The 493-nt window shown below is 48.9% G+C and carries 2 tRNA genes; both read right to left on the bottom strand.

Features of this window, described 5'->3' with window-relative positions:
* Positions 1–116: 116 nt before the first annotated feature.
* Positions 117–192: transfer RNA gene (locus GSQ70_RS00660), tRNA-Ala, on the bottom strand.
* 151 nt (positions 193–343) lie between these two features.
* Positions 344–420: transfer RNA gene (locus GSQ70_RS00655), tRNA-Ile, on the bottom strand.
* Positions 421–493 lie beyond the last annotated feature (73 nt).

Raw genomic sequence — 493 nt, 5'->3', positions numbered from 1 at the left:
CGGAGAATGAAAACGACATGTCGTTTCAATTTTCAGCTTGTTCCGGATTGTTAAAGAGCATAATACTTCGCAGCATACCGTTGCCGGTACACTCTGAAGTATCGTTGTAAACTGCATGGTGGAGCTAAGCGGGATCGAACCGCTGACCTCCTGCGTGCAAGGCAGGCGCTCTCCCAGCTGAGCTATAGCCCCATACAGTTACTGCAGAGACCACTACTACCCACTCGCGAGGAGTAACATTACTTTTTCAGGAGAAATGTCATTTCTTCTCAGGCAAGGCATGCGGAAGGGAAGTTTACTTCAGGTAAACGACCGCGCACATAACGCCGCATGAGATGAAATTTGGTAGGCCTGAGTGGACTTGAACCACCGACCTCACCCTTATCAGGGGTGCGCTCTAACCACCTGAGCTACAAGCCTGTAGAGGTTTTTTCTGCTCGTTACTTTTCTATCAGACAATCTGTTGTGGACACTTCGGAGGAAGGTATCTTCA

Source organism: Pantoea sp. BAV 3049 (assembly GCF_009765445.1).
GTDB lineage: Bacteria > Pseudomonadota > Gammaproteobacteria > Enterobacterales > Enterobacteriaceae > Erwinia.
Note: the sequence above shows the minus strand (reverse complement) of the source record. Positions and strands in the feature narration are given on the sequence as shown.